The organism is uncultured Amaricoccus sp. (assembly GCF_937858865.1).
Taxonomy (GTDB): Bacteria; Pseudomonadota; Alphaproteobacteria; order Rhodobacterales; family Rhodobacteraceae; genus Amaricoccus.
The window spans coordinates 1-1199 of sequence record NZ_CALLYO010000007.1 but is presented as its reverse complement, the minus strand read 5'-3'; the positions used below and the strand labels follow the sequence as shown (position 1 = coordinate 1199).

At 70.9% G+C, this 1199-nt stretch carries 1 protein-coding gene; it reads right to left on the bottom strand.

Translation table 11 applies throughout. The features are described 5' to 3' along the window. Nucleotides 1-6 precede the first annotated feature (6 nt). Nucleotides 7-1077 (bottom strand): ferrochelatase, encoded by a 1071-nt coding sequence (hemH, locus tag Q0112_RS00110; protein WP_297970028.1) that lies wholly within the window; start codon nt 1075-1077, stop codon nt 7-9. Between the last annotated feature and the right edge of the window lie 122 nt (nt 1078-1199).

The following is a 1199-nucleotide window of genomic DNA, read 5'->3' as shown; positions in this document are numbered from 1 at the left end:
CCGCGCTCAGAGCCAGCCGGAGAGCTCCCGCTCGAGGATGGCCGCCATCATCTCGACATGCGCCGGGCGGGCGTTGAGGCAGGGGATGTAGGTGAACTGCTCTCCCCCCGCCGCGAGGAAGGCGTGGCGGATTTCCTCGCGGATCTCCTCGAGGGTCTCGACGCAGTCGGCGGCGAAGACCGGCGCCATCACCGCGATCCGCCGCCGCCCCGCCTGAGCGAGCCGGGCGACCTCCTCGACGGTATAGGGCTTCAGCCACTCCTCGCGCCCGAAGCGGGACTGGAAGCTCACCACGATCTCGCCGAACTCGGCCCCCAGCCGCTCGCGCAGCAGCCGCGTCGTCTTCTGGCAATGGCAGTGGTAGGGATCGCCCTCGGCGAGATACCGCTCCGGCATCCCGTGGTAGCTGGTGACGAGGACCTCCGGCCGCTCGGCGAGCCCGGCATAGGCCTCCGCCACCGACTCGGCCAGCGCCGTGATGTAGAGCGGATGGTCGTGGTAGGCCGGCACCGTGCGGAAGGCCGGCTGCCAGCGCAGCCGCATCAGCGCGCGGAAGGCCTCGTCGTTGGCGGTCGCGGTCGTGGTGGCCGAATACTGCGGGTAGAGCGGGAAGAAGACGATCCGCTCGCAGCCCGCCTTCTGCATCCGCTCGATGACCGAGGCCGTCGAGGGGTTGCCGTAGCGCATGGCGAAGTCGACGACGATCCGGTCGCCGTACCGCTCCGCGAGCCGCGCGGCGAGGGCGGCGGTCTGCTCGCGGGTGATGGTGAGCAGCGGGCTCTCGTCCGCCTCGGTGTTCCAGATCTTGCGGTAGTTGGCGCCGGAGCTGAACGGGCGCCTGGTCAGGATGATCCCCTGCAGGATCGGCTGCCACTTCCAGCGCGGATAGTCGATCACCCGCCTGTCGGAGAGGAACTCGTCGAGATAGCGCCGCATCGACCAGTAGTCGGTCGCATCCGGGGTGCCGAGGTTGGCGATGACGACGCCGACCCGCGCCGGCGGCAGGCGCGGGTGGTCGGCGGGCGCATGGGCGGGGGCCGCCTCGGTGGGGGATGCGATCTTCCCGGCCTGGGTCATGGGACCTCTCTAGACGCGTTCCGGCCCGGGCTCAATCACGGGCTCAATCACGGGCTCAATCGCCGGCCGGCTCGCCGGCGCTCCGCTCGATCGTGCCGAGCGCCTCGGCGAGGCGGGTGCGC

What these genes read in the sequence shown, in the direction of transcription:
- hemH (WP_297970028.1), bottom strand. Translation starts at nt 1,077, where the DNA reads ATGACCCAGGCCGGGAAGATCGCATCCCCCACCGAGGCGGCCCCCGCC.